Genomic DNA, 13354 nt, shown 5'->3' with positions numbered 1-13354 from the left:
CGGTGGGCGGGGGCAGGCCCCGCCCCTACCACCTGTTCGGATTGTCGAGGATGTAGCGGCGGTAGCCCTCCAACTCTGCCGCATCGCGGATGATGCGCTCGTAATAATTGCGCTGCCAGCACGAGGGTGGAGCGGATTGGCCACTTGTCGAAAGCTGTTGCCGCCACTTGCCATAGCAACCCGTTTTGAAATCGCCCAGCACCTGGCTTAAGGCCACAACCTGATTGCGGGCCAGCACCAGAATCAGGTGTAGGTGATTAGGCATGATGATGCTGGTATCGACGCGTACCGTCGGGAAACGGACTGGGATGTTTGCCAGCTCGTCGGCCACGATGCGGCCCAACAGCGTCGGTTGCAACGTTCCGCTTGTAACCAGGGTGCCAAATAAGCAGGCTTTGTTTTTGGCGCAGACAGTCAGGGCATAATAGCCAGCCATGCTATAGTCATAGCCCCCGTAACGAATGCTGCGGCGCTCAGAATCAGGCTGCATAAATGTGTGAACGACGTAGGGGCGGGGCCTGTCCCCGCCCATCGTTGAACGACGAAAGTAGAACGCCCTGTCGTTTATTCGATAACAACGAATACGTTCAATCCAAGCTCAACGAAGCCAACGACGGGCGGGGGCAGGCCCCGCCCTACATTGTTTTAATAGCACAAAGCCCCGCCGCCGGACGAACCGACGACGGGTCTCTTACCTTACACAATGAGGCCAGCTACTCTTTCTTAAACTCAAACTCGCCGCCGCCCTGCTTCAGCTTGAAGGTGGGCTGGTCGGCCGCAAACTCCACGCGAATGCCCGCTTGGTCGAACTTGAACACGTCCTTGCTCACGGGCTCCAGGGTGAAAGCGGGCTGGCCCGTGGCTTGCGACTTGAGGGTGTTGCCTTCCTTGGTGAAGGTGATTTTGAGCGGAATTTTGGGGGTGGCGTAGGTGCCAACGTAACGGTCGAGGTCGGCGGCCGCGGGCGTGAAGCCGGTGCTCAGAAACTCGGGTTTCAGGGCCACGCGGGTGTCGCGGTTGGCCAGGGCCCAGGCCGTGTGGAAGATGAGCTGGTCGCGCCGGGCCATGGCCGGGAAGTCGATGAGGTCGACGTCGTCGGTGGCTTTGTGGTACTGCTTGTGGTCGCCGCTGGTGTAGAAAATCACCGGCACATTGTGCTTGGCGAAGTTGTAGTGGTCGGAGCGGTAGTAGATGCGCTCGGGGTCGTTGGGGTCGTTGTATTTGTAGTCCAGCGCCAGCGGGCTGTACTGTTGGTTGGTGGCCTCGCTCAAGGTGTGCAGCTCGTCGGAAAGGCGGTCGTCGCCCACCAGGTACACGTAGTCGCCCTTGCCGGCGTGCAGGCTGTCCACGCGGCCCACCATGTCAATATTCAGGTCCGTGACGGTGCTGGCCAGCGGGAAAATGGGGTGTTCGGTGTAGTACTGCGAGCCCAGCAGGCCCTCTTCCTCGCCCGTGTTGGCCAGAAACAGGATGCTGCGGCGCGGGCCGTGGCCGTCCTTTTTGGCCTGGGCAAAGGCGCGGGCCATGGCCAGCACGCTGGAGGTGCCGGAGCCGTCGTCGTCGGCCCCGTTGAACACCACACCGTCCTTGATGCCGAGGTGGTCGTAGTGCGCCGACACCACCAATACTTCGTCTTTTTTGTCGGTGCCTTCGAGGTAGCCCAGCACGTTTTCGGTGGTGAAAGGCTCGGTTTTAATGACGGCCTGCGCCGTGGCCGCCGCGGGCTTGAAGGGCGAAGCCACGGCTTTGCCGGCCTTGGCCACGCTCTGGCGGTATTTGTCGAGCCCGGCCGGGGTAGTGCCCAGCAGCTTGGCCCCCATTTCGGGCGAAACCACCAGGATGTTGAACCCGCCCGGCTTCTCCTTCGCGTCGTCAAACTCCAGGTCCTCGCGGTCGATAATCTGCTCGAAGCCTTTGGGGGCCGCCGCAAATGCTTCGGCCGTGGGCATCACGAGGATGATGGTGCGCGCGCCCAGCGGAAAAATGGCGCGGCGCCGGGCCCCAAGGCCGGCCAGCGTGGCCGGGGCGTAGGGGCTGGGTTTGCCCTCCGTGCCCAGCAGCGACTTGCCTTGCGCGTTGAGGGGCTCGCCGGCCAGCAGCACGATGTCTTTGCCCTTGTAATCGACCGCCGTGGCGAAATCCGAGTACTTGTCTTCCTTGATGCCGTAGCCCACAAACACCGGCTGCAGCGCCACCGGGGTGGCAAACGCCTTGGTCATCACCGCATAAAAATCGCGCTTGCCCTGAAACGACTGCCCGCCCACTTTCACGGTGCTGGCCGGCAGGTCGAGCGAGGTGCGCTTCATGCCAAAGTGCTGCAGGTACGGGTTGTCGCCGCCCGCGACGGGGCCGGCCAGGCCGTCGGCCGCAAAGGCTTTGGCGATGTAGTCGGCGGCCATTTTCTGGCCTTTCTTGCCGGTTTCACGGCCTTCGTAGGCGTCCGAAGCCAGCACGGTGAGGTCCTGGCGCAGGCCTTCGGCCGTGATGCCGTTGGCGTAGGTAACCGACCAGTCCGTGGGCGCAGCGGCGGTAGCCGTGGCCGCGGTGGGCGTCTTCCCGGGCTTGGTCTTCACCTTGACTTTGCCCGATTGGGCGGAAACAGTGCCCGCGGCCAGCAACAACGCGACGGCGAGGGGAATGTGTTTTGACATAGAAAGAAGTAGTGAAAGAGAAAAAAGGGTTTGCAGAGTGAATGAATGAGCGGCGGCTACCCGTCCGTCGCGCGAAAGTACGGCCCGGCCAATGCCCCACCCGGTGGCAAGAGCCAGCCCATTAATCGCGCCGATGTGCCGGGCATTACAGATGTCCGGCTCCAAAGGCGTTAAAACAAAACTCCCGCCGCCAAAGGAGCTGGCGACGGGAGCTGCTTGCAGAAAGAAGGAGAGAAAAGCGGGGTGGTATCAGGGAAAATTCAGGCAAATCAGCCGCCGAAGCCGCCGCCGCCCTGGGGTCCGGCCTCGATGCGGCCCGGCTTGGCCTTGCTGGCGCCGATGTACCAGGTGAAGCCCAGCCAGCCCACGCGGCTTTCGTCTTTGGAGTAGCGGTAGCTGCTCAGGTCGGCGGTTTCAATTTCGGAGCGGTAGGAGCTGGTGTTCAGCAGGTCGGAGATGCGCAGGGTGAGGGCGGCGCGGTCGGCGAACAGGCGCTGGCGCAGGGCCAGGTCCAGTTGGCCCCAGGCCAGCTGCCGGCCCTGGGCCGTGAGCGAGGCCGAGCGCACGTTGCCGCTCAGCTGCACGTCCAGGGTGGGGCGGAGGGTGAAGTTGTTGGCAAGGCGGGCGGTGCCCACCAGGGCCGTGCGGTTGTTGCCGATGCCGTTGCCGGCAATCTGGGCGCGGTAGAGGCTGGTGCTGGCGTTCAGGCGCCACCATTTGGCCAAGGGCTGGTTGAGGCTGAGCTCGGCGCCGAGGTTGGTGGTGGTGCCGAGGTTGTCGTAGGTTTCGGCGGTCACAAGGCCGGCGCCGGGCCCGGCCAGGCGGGTGGCCGTGGTGTCCACGAAGCGCAGGCGCTGGATGCTGTTGGTGGTGATGCGGGCAAACACGGTGCTGGTGATGGTGGCCTGGCCGAGGTTCAATTGGTGGCCCAGCTCGATGTTGTGGCTGAATTCGGCCCGCAAACGCGGGTTGCCGAGGCGGTAGCTGCGCGGGTCCTGGTAAATGGCCAGCGGCAGCTGCTGCATGAAGTTGGGCCGGTTGAGGCGGCGGGCGTAGCTCAGCTGCAGGCGGTTCTGGCCGGGCTCCTTGCCAAACTCGCGGTTAATCGTAGCCGAGGGGAAGAAGTTGAGGTAGTCCTGGGCCAGGCTGCCGCGCTGCTGAATGCCCACCCCGCCCTGAATGCTGCCGCTCAGGACGGTGTACTCGGAGCGCAGGCCGGCCTGGGCGCTCCACTTCGCGCCGAGGGGGCGCTGATAGGTGACGTAAGCGGCCGGCACCAGCTGGTCGGACGTGTAGTCGAGCGAGCGGTTGGGGTCGTCCTGGAAATCGTCGGGGCGGTTTTCGCTGGCAGCGTAGCCGAATTTGTTGCTGCCGCGGTTGGTCTGGTGTTCCACTTTGGCGCCCATTTCGAGGCGGCCTTTGCCATCGGCCAGCGGGTGAGTGTAGTCCACTTGGGCAAACTGCACGTTGGCCAGCAAGTCGAGCTGCTGCCGGGTGCCGGGCTGCGGCGCGCCAGTCGAGCCGGCCTCCACGTACTGCCGCTGCACCACCGGCACGGTGGCGTCAATCACCACGCCGCCGAAGTTGGCGCTCAGCTCGCGGCCCTTGTGCGCTTCCCAGGTGCGGCGGTAGTTGCCGTCAAAGTTCAGGATTTTCACCCGCACGTCGAGGTCCTGGCGGCCGCGGGCGCGCTGCACGGGGCCGTTGCCGGTTTGCTGGGTCAGGTCCTGGCTTTCGCCCTCCAGGTTCACTTCGGTGCCGGGGCTCACGTTCAGGCTCAGGCTCTGGTCTTTGGGCAGGGCCAGCTCCACGCCCACCTGCACGTTGTGGTTGCGGTGGGTTTCGATGCCCGAAGCCACCTGCGTGGTGCGCACGGTTTCGGCGCCCAGCAGGGCGTTTTGCTCGGAGTGGCCGTGGCTGCGGTAGCTCACGTCGCGGCCGTTGTAGCCGGCGCTCCAGGTGGCTTTGCCCTGCTTGCGGCTCAGGTTGAGGTTGCCGCTGTACTTGTCGGCGGTGCCGAGGTTAAGGGCGGCCGTGCCGTTGGTGCCGTTCTTGGTTTCTTTCTTGGTAATGAGATTGATGACCCCGCCGCCGCCGGCCGCGTCGTACTTGGCCGAGGGGTTGGTGATGACTTCGACCTGGGCAATGCGCGAGGCCGGAATCTGGTCGAGCCGCTGGCCGCCGGTGCCGCCGTTGCTCACGCCCGCCGGCTTGCCGTCGATGAGGATGGTGACGTTGGAAGTGCCGCGCATCGAAACCGTGCCATTGACGTCCACGCTCACCGAGGGCACATTTTGCAGCACATTGGCCGCCGTGCCGCCCACGCTGCCCAGGTCTTTTTCCACGTTAATCACGCGCTTGCCGAGCTCTTCCACCACCGTGGCCTTCTCGCCCGTCACCACCACTTCGCTGAGCCTGGTGGCCGTGGCGGCCGTCATTCTCAGTCCGGCAAACTCCGCCGCGGGCGCGGCGGCCGTCAGCGTGAAGCGGCGGCGCAATACCTTATAGTTCAGGTCCTGCACCCGCATCAGGTAGGTGCCCAGCGGCAGGCCGGCGGCGTTGAACGCGCCCTGCTCCGTAGTTTGGGCTGCACTTACGAACGTGGAATCTGCCGCGCGAAGCAGCACCACGTCGGAAAAGGGCACTGGTTTGCCCGAGCCCTCTTCCACCAGGCTGCCGCTGACGCGGCCCGCGCCGCCCGTCTGGGCCGCCGCCCCCAGCGGCATCAGGAAAGAAAGAAGGACCACGCCCCGCAGCCAGGGGCTCGAAAAAAGGCGAGTAGAAGCAGTGCAAAACGTTTTCATGGTGCAGAAAGTGAGTGGTGAGGCGAACGGGGGAGTAGCTCGGGGCAGGCAGCGGCCGCGGTTCCGCTGGGTGGTGAGCAACTCGGCCGCCCTGACTCCGGTGAGTGGATTCGGCTGGCTAGCGGGCCATCGTGGGTACCCGCTAAGCTCAGCTACTGGGCTAAGAACAGAACAAATGTAAGACAGGTACTTTGTAACGCAAGGTACTGGTAAAATAAATTTTCATTAAGCAAAAGCCAGTGCGGTGTTACATGTTGGAATTCAATTGGTAAGCAGTATGAGATTTTTTCACTGCTTTTTCGAACTCCCGCTTTTAGTCCGGCGGGTACGGCACAGCAGATGCCAGGCGTCGCACGGCGGTTGCCTCATTCCCCCAGATTTTTTTTTGCAAAAACAAAAAGCTCCGACCATGAAGGCCGGAGCTTTGCTAAAATGGAGGAATCTGCGGCAACGCATTCTGACGTCCCGTCACCAAATGCTGCCCGTACGAAGGCCAGCCGCGGGACGCGAAGGCACCAAGATGCGTCGCTACTTGCGCTTCAGCGGTGCCTTGGGCTTGGGTTTGGGCTGGTGCACGGGGTCGGCCACCAGTACGCCGTTGCGGTAGGTCACGGTGCGGTCCACGGTTTGGCCGTCTTCCTTGTAGTAGGTCCAGACGCCGCTTTGCTTGCTGTTGCGGTACAGGCCGTTCACGGCCAGGGAGCCGTCTTCCCGGTATTCCTTGAAGGGCCCTTGAATGGCGCTGCGCACGTAGGTGGTTTCCTTGCGCACCTTGCCCGAGGGGAAATATTCCTGCGCCACGCCGGCCATGAACCCGTTCAGATACGGCTGCCGGCTTTGCACCGCGCCGCTTTCAAAATAGGTGAGGCGCTCGCCCACCAGCTTGCCCTGGGGGCCGTAGGTTTCCACCTTGCGGGGCGTCTTGCCATCGGGGTAAAACTCGCGCCAGGTGCCGGCCGGGCGGTTGCTCTTGTACTGTTCTTCGGCCTGCTTGAGCTGCCCGGCCACGTCGTGGTAGCGCGTGATTTTGCGGTCCTTGCCGCCGTTGCTGTAGTCGGTTTCTTCGCGCAGGTTGCCGTTTTCGAAGTACTCCACGCCGTGGCCGATGAGCACGCCGTTGCGGTACGTCATTTTTGACTTTATCTGCCCGCTCTCGTAGTAGCTGGTGGCCGGGCCGTCGAGGTTGGCCGTGCCGCTGACGGGCGCCGCGCGCTTGGTGAGGTCGTCGCCGAGCGGGTTTTTCACCGCGCGCTGCTGCAGCGGGGCGGGGGCGTAGGTGCTCTCCGTCTGCAGCTTGCCGCTCATGTAGTAGCTGCGGTAGCGGCCCCGGCCGTTTTTATCGGCCAGCACTTCCACCTCAATCTGCGAGTTGGGATAATACGTTTTGTAGGGGCCCGAAAGCAGGCCTTTTGAGAAGCTGCCTTCGCTCTGCACCACGCCGTTGGGGTAGTAAAACTTCACCGCGCCGTTGGGCTGCCCGTCCACGTAGGTGATTTCGGCCTGGGTCTTGCCGTCGGGGTACAGCGCCTTCAAGGCGCCGTTGGGCTGGCCCTTGGTGAGGGTGGTGCGCAGCTTCACCGAGCCGTCGGGGTGGTAGTAGGTGATTTCGCCGTTGGGCTCGTCGTTCTCAAAGAAGCCCGCCTGCGCCACGTGCCCGTCGTCGTAATAGGTTTTGAACGGGCCCTGCCGGATGCCGTCCTTATAAGTGGCCTCCAGCCGCCGCGTGCCGGTGGGGTGAAACTCCACGTAGGCCGAGTCGCGCTTGCCCTGCGTGAAGCTGGTTTGCTGCTCCAACTTGCCGTTGCGATAAAACCGCTTGTAGGTGCCCTGCGGCACGGTATCGGCCGCCACCAAAGCGGTATACACTTCCCGCTTGCTGGTTTTCAGAGAATCGTAATACGAAATAAAACGCCTCAGCCGTTGGCCGTGCGAGGGCAGCGCCAGCAACAAAAAGAAAAAAGGAACCAGGTATTTCATAGGCGCAAGAACGCAGAAAAGGTGTTTTCCGTGCGATGGCAAACGGACACTAAAAGTTGGGCCCAAAAAAGCCCCGCCGAATTTCGGCGGGGCTTCTTCAAATCATTGAACGTCATGCCGAGCGCAGCAAAGCATCTTTACCTCAGTAGTAATCCTTTGAATGCAACGAAGCAGTAAAGTTGCTTCGCTGCGCTCGGCATGACGGGCTAATAAGTTTTAAACTACAGCGCCTCCACCACAATGGCGCTGGCGCCGCCGCCGCCGTTGCAGATGCCGGTCACGCCGATTTTGCCGCCCTCATTCTTGAGCACGTTCATCAGCGTGGTCACGATGCGCGCACCGGAGGCACCCAGCGGGTGGCCCAGGCTCACGGCCCCGCCGTACTTGTTCACCTTGGTCCCTTCCAGGTTCAGCAGCTTGTTGTTGGCCAGGCTCACCACCGAGAACGCCTCGTTGATTTCGTAGAAATCCACGTCAGCGGCTGTCTTGCCGGCGTTTTTCAGCGCCTTCGGAATGGCCAGCGCGGGCGAGGTCGTGAACCACTCCGGCGCCTGCTCGGCGTCGGCGAAGCCCAGGATGCGGCCGATGGGGGAGAGGCCCAGCGCGTCGGCTTTCTCGCGGCTCATCAGCAGCACGGCGGCGGCGCCGTCGTTCAGCGTGGAGGCGTTGGCGGCCGTCACGGTGCCGTTTTCTTTGATGAAAGCGGGTTTCAGGCCGGGCACTTTGGCGAAATCCACTTTCAGGTATTCCTCGTCGTCTTCGATGACGGTGGTTTTGCCGCGGCTCTCGATGGTCACGGGCACAATTTCGTCTTTCTTTTTGCCGGCTTTGGCCGCGGCGGCGCTGCGGGTGTAGCTCTCGATGGCGAAAGCGTCCTGCTCTTCGCGGGTGATGCCCATTTCCTTGGCCGTGTTTTCGGCCGCGTTGCCCATGGCGTAGTCGTGGTAGGGGTCCCAGAGGCCGTCGCGCACGAGGCCGTCAATCATCTGGCCGTGGCCGTACTTGGCGCCGAAACGGGCTTTGTCGAGGTAGTAGGGCACGTTGCTCATGCTCTCCATGCCGCCGGCCAGAATCACGTCGGCCTGCCCCAGCATGATGGCCTGGGCCGCAAACATGATGGCCTTCGAGCCCGAGGCGCACACCTTGTTCACCGTGGTGCATTCCACGGTGTCGGGCAGGCCGGCTTTCTTGGCGGCCTGGCGGGCGGGCGCCTGGCCCAGGTTGGCCGAAATCACGTTGCCCATAATCACCTGCTCGACTTCCGACGGCGCAACGCCGGCTTTGTCCAGGGCGCCTTTGAGGGCAATGGCGCCCAGCTCAGTGGCCGACAACGACGCCAGCGCCCCGCCAAATGACCCAATGGGCGTGCGGACGGCGGAAATAATGACAACTTCTTTGGTTTGCATACCGAAAAATGTAAGGTGGGGTGGGAGGATGAATCTGGCCGCAAAAGTACGGATTTAGCGCCCCCGAATCAGCCGGCAGCCTAACAGGCGTTAGCCAGGTTTGGTTTGGCTGGCAATCAGCTCACTGCCAATGCCTGATTACCAAGTAGGCTTGTTGGGGTCGGGCTTCTGAGCCGCCGGTCGCGCCACCTGTTGCAGGTACTGCTGCTCCTGGGCGCGCAGGGTTTCGAGGAGTTGGCGGGCCTGGGCCGGGCTCAGGTTCATGGCTTGCAGGCGCTCGCGCTGGGTTTGCAGCTGCACGTCGGCCGGGGTGGCGGCTTCCGTGCCAGGGCGGTTGCTGCGCCCCTTGCCGCCCGAAGCCGGGGAAGCAGTCCCGCGGTCCAGCCCGCGCTGCTGGCCCGGCAGCTCGCCCAATGGCAGCGGCTGCTCGGGCCCGGCTCCGGGCGTGCGCCCGCCCTTGGCGGCCGTGCCGTCTGCAGGGCGAGGTCGTTGGTTGTCGGGCTGGCCCGCCGGGTCGGGCTGCGGCTGGGGTGGGCCAGAAGGCGGCGTGGGGCTCGGTCTTTGGTCGTTGGTTTGCCCTTGGTGGTCGGTGCCGGCTTTTTCGGCGGGCTGGCTCTGGGCCTTTCCTTCTTTTTCCGGAGAGGGCTTTTGCTTGTCGGCGGCTGGCGGCGGGGAGGGAATCTTCGGAGCGTTTGGCCGCTTGGCCAGGTATTCCGTCAGCACTTCGTAGTCATAGCGCGCTCCGGCGTTGTTCGGGTCCAGCACCAAGGCCTGGCGCAACAGGCCCACGGCCTGCGCCGTTTCGCCGCGTTGCGCGGCCAGCACCGCCAGTTGCTGCCGCGCCACGCTGCTCAACTCGGCCGGCGCGCCCGTTAGCAGTTTGCTGTACGTGCTGGCCGCTGGCGCCAGCTGTCCCGCCCGGGTCCGGGCGTGGGCCAGGTTCAGCACCAGTCGGGGGTCGGGGGGGCGCCGGGTTGTGGCATTCACAGCGGCTTGAAACGCAATGGCGGCGCGGGCAACAGCCCCCCGCTTGTACGCAATGGTGCCGGTATTGACGGCCGCGTTGCGGTCGCGCACCTGCGTCAGCAGCGCCCAGCCGGGGCCACCCGCCAGCAATATCATCAAGGCGAGGTATTTCACGGCTTTATAATGGTTAAAGTGAGCACCACGTCAAGGGCCAGCAGCAGCAGCGCGGCCGCCAGCGGGTAGCGGTAGCGGTTGTCGGCCACGGCCACGGTGCGCACCTGCTCGGCCACGCCGGGCATGTTGCGCAGCAGGCGCAGCAGCGGCTCAAAGCCGTTTTGCTGGTTGCTTAGCTCCACGTATTGGCCGCCGGTTTGGGCCGCCAACTGGAGCAGCGGGGCTTCGCGCAGGCGGCTTTCCACCACTTGGCCCTTGCCATCGCGCAGGTAGCCGCCCCCGGGCTGGGGGATTTTGCTGCCCTTGGCTGTTCCCACCCCCACTGTGTACACCCGCGCCCCGGCCCGGGCCATCTCCCGCAGCACCGGCTCCAGGTTTTCGCCGAAGTCTTCGCCGTCGCTCACCAGCACCAGGGCGGTGGCCCGCGGCGTGCCGGCGGTTGGGCCCAGCCGCTTCAGCACCAGCTCCAGGGGCTCGCGCAGGGTGGTGGGGCCGGCCGGGAGCAGGCTGGTGCGCAGGGTGCGGATGAAGACCTGCACGGCCGCCTGGTCGTAGGTCAGCGGGCACTGCACCACCGCTTCCGCCCCAAACACCACCACGCCCAGCCGGTCGGCCGGAAACTGCGCCACCAGTTCCTCCAGCTCGGCCTGGGCCCGGAGCAGGCGGGTAGGGGCCACGTCCGGGGCGTCCATCGAGCGCGACACGTCCACCAGCAGCCACACGTCTTTGCCGGCCGTGCGCACCGGCCGCTGGCTCACGCCCAGCGACGGGCCCAGCGCGGCCGCCAGCAGCCCCAGCCCCGCCAGCAGGCGCGGGGCCAGCTTCCAGCCGCGGTGCCGCGCCCGGGTGCCCAGCGCCCGCCCGGCGCGGCCGGCGCGGCGCCAGTGCCGGCCCAGCAGCAGCAGCGCCAGGGCCAGCACCAGGCCCGCGGCCACAAAATCAGGATACGCCCAGGTTAGCAAGTGCGGAAAGGAGATGAGAGGAAAACTACGCCTTGCGACAAAGGTGGCGGGGGCCGGGCCAATGCGCTTGCGCGGTCCAAAGATAAATTTTTCGCTCGGGGTATGGCTAATTCAGTTCGGCCCGTATATTTGCACCCGCTTCGGACGGAAGCGAAACCAGCCTGGAGAAGTGGGTGAGTGGCTGAAACCAGTAGTTTGCTAAACTGCCGTAGCTCTAAAGGTTACCGGGGGTTCGAATCCCCCCTTCTCCACCAATAATGTTGGGTTGCGAAAGCGTCCCATTGGGGCTCCACCCAGTAGGAAGCTTTCCAAACTCAACATTATTTTTTTCGGGGTGTAGCGTAGCCCGGTATCGCGCCTGCTTTGGGAGCAGGAGGTCGTAGGTTCGAATCCTGCCACCCCGACACATTTTCCCGCCCCGTTTCGACCCCGTAGCTCAGCTGGATAGAGCAACTACCTTCTAAGTAGTCGGTCTTTGGTTCGAATCCAAACGGGGCCACACGAAAAAGCCCTTCCCCGCAACGGGGAAGGGCTTTTTCGTGCAACGCAGCCGCGCGTCATTTTATTGCGAGCCGGAAGTGAGTATAACAGAACCGTGACGGCCACTACATTACCTGACGGATTTGCGTAACACTGAGAGGCAAACCAACGTTTTGCGCGGAGGGAATCGGCTGTTTTCCTTATCTTGGCCCCCAAATGAGGACGGTTGGCGCCTAAACCGCCGCCCTTTTTTGGAGATTCCTTGCCCATTCCCCTCCCTTTTCGCCACCCTAAATCACTTTTTTTAATCATGAAGAAATTCCTACTTTCCCTGGGTTTGCTTGGTGCCGCCATCGGCGCGCACGCCCAGACCGTGAACCTCGGCCCTTGGGTGCAGGTGAACTTGAACAACTCCGGTGCGCTGGCGCCGGGCTACCGCGTCGACAACGTCAGCACCGTATCCGCTAACGTGGCGTGGGCCACCGCCTTCGAACGGCCTTCGGGCAACACCAACTACTTTTTCCGCACCAACAATGCTGCGGGCGACGAGTTTGACTTCGATGCTATTAACGCCACTGGCTCAAACCAAGCCTTCGAAGCCACCAACATTTCCGGCGTCTCGGCAACCACAGCGGTAGTAGGTAAATTCGGTTCGGCCGGCGGTGGCGAAATCCTGCGCACCACCAACGGGGGCTTGGGCTGGACGAAAACCACCACGGCTTCGCAATTCACCAACTCGGCCAGCTTCCTCGACTTCGTGCACATGTTCGACGCCAGCGTGGGCGTGGCCGTCGGCGACCCGGTGGGCGGCTACTTTGAAATTTACCGCACCACCGATGGCGGCGCTACCTGGTCACGCATCCCCCAGAGCGCGGCCATCACGCCTGCCACGGGCGAAGCCGCGCTGGTGGGCTCTTATTTCGCTTTGGGCAACACCATTTGGTTCGGCGGTGCTTCGCTGGGTACCAACGACCAGGAAAGGGTATTCAAATCCACTGACCGCGGCGTTACCTGGACGGTGAGCACCCCTACACCCCTGACGGAAACCATTTCTCATTTAGCCTTCCGCGACGCGCAAAACGGCATTGCTTACAATACGAAAATTGCAGGCAGCGATGTAACGGCCGTGAACGTGATTCGGACCTCCGACGGCGGCGCCACCTGGCAGACCATCACGCCCGTTAACAACGCCACTGGCAGCTTCTTCCGCTACGCCATCGACGCGGTGAACGGCCGCTTCTACAGCTCGGGCCAGCGCTTCCCCTCTGCCCTGGGCAACGACGACTTCGGCTTCTCGACCAGCGTCGATGGCATCAACTGGACTAACATCGTGACCGGCGGGGCCGAATTCTTTGCCATGGACCTAATTGCTGGCGCCAACTCTAACTCGGCGGCCGGCTACGGCGGCCTGCAAACGGACGCTACGGGCGTCGGCGGCCTGTACAAAGCCAGCAACATCGTGCTGACGGGCACCCGCGACAAGGCCCTGCAAAGCGCCCTCTCGGTGTACCCCAACCCCAGCAATACGGGCGTGTTCAGCGTTGACTTGGGCTCGGCCTTGAAAGGCAACGCCCAACTGACCGTGGTGGATGCCATGGGCCGTCAGGTGAAGTCGCAATCGGTAAGCGCTACTTCGGTGGGCTCGAAAGCCTTCAACCTCGACCTGAGCAACGAAAAGGCCGGGGTATACACCCTGCAATTCCGCACCGATGCCGGCATCGCCACCCAGAAAGTGGTTATCAACTAAGCACGGATTCAACTTCTTGAAAAAAGGCCTCTCCCTGCCCGGGAGAGGCCTTTTTTTATGTCCGGCTGGCGAGGATTCCGGAAGACTTTTTCAGGTGCTCAAAAATGAAAAAATCCGAGGATAAAAACCGCGAAAATTCCTGAAAATGGGATTAAATATGTACTTTTGAGTGTTCAGTACCTAGCCG

The 13354-nt window shown here is 63.2% G+C and carries 8 protein-coding genes and 3 tRNA genes; 4 read left to right on the top strand and 7 right to left on the bottom strand.

Annotation, left to right across the window (positions count from 1 at the left end; genetic code table 11):
* Positions 1 to 25: 25 nt before the first annotated feature.
* The 7 genes from I2H31_RS06750 to I2H31_RS06720 all read right to left on the bottom strand — a co-directional run bounded on the left by I2H31_RS06750 (position 26) and on the right by I2H31_RS06720 (position 10940).
* Positions 26 to 490: a transposase gene (locus I2H31_RS06750; RefSeq protein ID WP_196292229.1), complete on the bottom strand. Its 465-nt coding sequence runs from the start codon at positions 488 to 490 to the stop codon at positions 26 to 28.
* A gap of 223 nt (positions 491 to 713) precedes the next feature.
* Positions 714 to 2651 carry a M28 family peptidase gene (locus I2H31_RS06745; protein WP_196292228.1) on the bottom strand — a complete coding sequence of 646 codons (1938 nt, stop codon included), beginning with the start codon at positions 2649 to 2651 and terminating at the stop codon, positions 714 to 716.
* Positions 2652 to 2920: 269 nt separating this feature from the next.
* On the bottom strand, positions 2921 to 5455 hold the full coding sequence (locus I2H31_RS06740) for a TonB-dependent receptor domain-containing protein (RefSeq protein ID WP_196292227.1): 2535 nt from the start codon (positions 5453 to 5455) through the stop codon (positions 2921 to 2923).
* A gap of 528 nt (positions 5456 to 5983) precedes the next feature.
* Entirely contained in the window at positions 5984 to 7432 is a 1449-nt protein-coding gene (locus tag I2H31_RS06735) for a toxin-antitoxin system YwqK family antitoxin (RefSeq protein ID WP_196292226.1), read from the bottom strand.
* Between the two features lie 221 nt (positions 7433 to 7653).
* Positions 7654 to 8838, bottom strand: a complete 1185-nt coding sequence (locus tag I2H31_RS06730) for an acetyl-CoA C-acyltransferase (protein WP_196292225.1) — start codon at positions 8836 to 8838, stop codon at positions 7654 to 7656.
* Between the two features lie 138 nt (positions 8839 to 8976).
* Entirely contained in the window at positions 8977 to 9978 is a 1002-nt protein-coding gene (locus I2H31_RS06725; RefSeq protein WP_196292224.1) for a tetratricopeptide repeat protein, read from the bottom strand.
* Positions 9975 to 10940: a VWA domain-containing protein gene (locus I2H31_RS06720; RefSeq protein WP_196292223.1), complete on the bottom strand. Its 966-nt coding sequence runs from the start codon at positions 10938 to 10940 to the stop codon at positions 9975 to 9977. The genes I2H31_RS06725 and I2H31_RS06720 overlap by 4 nt, the downstream gene beginning before the upstream one ends.
* 163 nt (positions 10941 to 11103) lie before the next feature.
* On the opposite strand from I2H31_RS06720, the gene I2H31_RS06715 reads away from it, so the two are divergent.
* From I2H31_RS06715 to I2H31_RS06700, 4 genes are all read left to right on the top strand, one after another.
* Positions 11104 to 11194 (top strand) — tRNA-Ser (locus tag I2H31_RS06715).
* 76 nt (positions 11195 to 11270) lie between these two features.
* Positions 11271 to 11344, top strand: a tRNA-Pro gene (locus I2H31_RS06710).
* A gap of 21 nt (positions 11345 to 11365) precedes the next feature.
* A tRNA-Arg gene (locus I2H31_RS06705) sits at positions 11366 to 11439 on the top strand.
* A 291-nt stretch (positions 11440 to 11730) separates the two neighbouring features.
* Positions 11731 to 13167 (top strand): T9SS type A sorting domain-containing protein, encoded by a 1437-nt coding sequence (locus tag I2H31_RS06700; protein ID WP_196292222.1) that lies wholly within the window; start codon positions 11731 to 11733, stop codon positions 13165 to 13167.
* Positions 13168 to 13354 lie beyond the last annotated feature (187 nt).

The organism is Hymenobacter ruricola (genome assembly GCF_015694525.1).
Classification (GTDB): domain Bacteria; phylum Bacteroidota; class Bacteroidia; order Cytophagales; family Hymenobacteraceae; genus Hymenobacter; species Hymenobacter ruricola.
The sequence above is the reverse complement of the archived record's forward strand: the minus strand, read 5'-3'. Positions and strand labels throughout refer to the sequence as shown.

Excerpts from the sequence above, each read along its gene's own strand:
- I2H31_RS06700 (WP_196292222.1), top strand. The coding sequence starts at position 11,731 with ATGAAGAAATTCCTACTTTCCCTGGGTTTGCTTGGTGCCGCCATCGGC.
- I2H31_RS06750 (WP_196292229.1), bottom strand. The coding sequence starts at position 490 with ATGCAGCCTGATTCTGAGCGCCGCAGCATTCGTTACGGGGGCTATGAC.
- I2H31_RS06740 (WP_196292227.1), bottom strand. The coding sequence starts at position 5,455 with ATGAAAACGTTTTGCACTGCTTCTACTCGCCTTTTTTCGAGCCCCTGG.
- I2H31_RS06745 (WP_196292228.1), bottom strand. The coding sequence starts at position 2,651 with ATGTCAAAACACATTCCCCTCGCCGTCGCGTTGTTGCTGGCCGCGGGC.
- I2H31_RS06735 (WP_196292226.1), bottom strand. The coding sequence starts at position 7,432 with ATGAAATACCTGGTTCCTTTTTTCTTTTTGTTGCTGGCGCTGCCCTCG.
- I2H31_RS06730 (WP_196292225.1), bottom strand. The coding sequence starts at position 8,838 with ATGCAAACCAAAGAAGTTGTCATTATTTCCGCCGTCCGCACGCCCATT.